At 57.8% G+C, this 1,224-nt stretch carries 3 protein-coding genes; 1 reads left to right on the top strand and 2 read right to left on the bottom strand.

Annotated features, from left to right (window positions below; translation table 11 throughout):
* Positions 1–219: 219 nt before the first annotated feature.
* Both CW742_RS13915 and CW742_RS13910 read right to left on the bottom strand, forming a co-directional pair.
* Positions 220–543, bottom strand: coding sequence for a cupin domain-containing protein (locus tag CW742_RS13915; protein ID WP_292421409.1), 324 nt, complete (start codon positions 541–543; stop codon positions 220–222).
* A gap of 84 nt (positions 544–627) precedes the next feature.
* Complete coding sequence (locus tag CW742_RS13910; RefSeq protein WP_292421407.1) at positions 628–900, bottom strand: DUF1294 domain-containing protein; 273 nt, start codon at positions 898–900, stop codon at positions 628–630.
* 138 nt (positions 901–1,038) lie between these two features.
* Here CW742_RS13910 and CW742_RS13905 point away from each other — a divergent pair.
* Positions 1,039–1,224, top strand: a 186-nt coding sequence (locus tag CW742_RS13905) for a hypothetical protein (protein ID WP_292421404.1), incomplete at its 3' end; no start/stop codon positions are given.

Raw genomic sequence — 1,224 nt, 5'->3', positions numbered from 1 at the left:
GTAGGAGGTGATTAAGAGACAGGGGGACCACTGCCAGATGGGTGCGTTTGCACAGTCATTTGAGAAGAAATATGACTGGCTTGACGAAGTGATGATGAAGAGCCGGTGATTTTCCGGAGACTGTCTGCATCTTCGTCACTTTTCCCGTGAACTGACAGAGTGAACAGGAGAAAAACCCGATCGCAGGGTTAACCGCTCATTTTGGCGGCTGCTGAAAAATTACGGGAGATACTCCTTCCGTACCGGATGAAAGATCTCGATCGCAACTGAGTCCTCGTGGATCTCGGCATGGTGCATGACACTGGACGGGATGTTCCAGCTGTCGCCGGGCCGTATCACTGCCGCATCATTCCCGATACGGAGGGTCATGTGCCCTTTCACGAGATAGCCGGTCTGCTCGTGGGGATGGGAATGCGCAGGGAGGACAGCACCTTTCCCGAGCCGGAACTCTGTCATGAGGGTGCTTTCGCCCCATACCAGCGTCTTCTGGCTGATACCGGGGAGGGAACACTTGTATCCTTCATCAGAACCGCGATTGAACATGGGAATCACAGAGGGAATGTTGCCGTCCCCTGACGATAATACCACTGGCTGGCTGCACTGAACCGGGGTGTTTAGTATGCCCGGTCACCGGTACAGCAGGGCAAGCCCCAGAATGATCATGCAATGGAGGACAAGGAACGCGGGCACCAGCACGAACTTCGTCTTCCGGGTCGTATGCCGGTACCGCTTCATCGCAGCGTAGGCCCCGAACGGCCCGATACCGGCGAGCCCGAGCAGGGTCCGCTCCGGAACCCTCGGGCCAAGGCTCCCGGCCTTACGCTTATCGAGGGCAAACGCGAGAAACGCGATCCCGTTTGCCAGGAGATAGGCAACCAGAAGAACATCAGTTCCGTTCACTTCCGCATCACCGATCCCTCTCTGCCCTGTACCATGGAACCTGTTCTGTAAGTATGGTTTTTGTATTGCATAAAACCGGCACGAAACAGCTCTTTAGGAGCAGCAACCCTTTTTCCCGCACCCGTCCAATGTCCCGGTATGCCAGGGCCTGATGCGGAACCCGGTCTTGACCTCTCCCGCGCCATCTACCTCCTCATCCTCATTGCGGTCACGATAGCGATGGCTGTCATCCTGAGTACCGGCATGCTGCCGCCGGGGGGATTGAGCGGGCCCGCCGGGACAATCACCGGGGCCGTGCACCTCGGCCCGCTCTGCCCGGCGGAG

Origin of the sequence: Methanoregula sp. (assembly GCF_002835825.1) — an archaeon.
Lineage (GTDB): Archaea > Halobacteriota > Methanomicrobia > Methanomicrobiales > Methanospirillaceae > Methanoregula.
The sequence above is the reverse complement of the archived record's forward strand: the minus strand, read 5'-3'. Positions and strand labels throughout refer to the sequence as shown.

Excerpts from the sequence above, each read along its gene's own strand:
- CW742_RS13915 (WP_292421409.1), bottom strand. The coding sequence starts at position 543 with ATGTTCAATCGCGGTTCTGATGAAGGATACAAGTGTTCCCTCCCCGGT.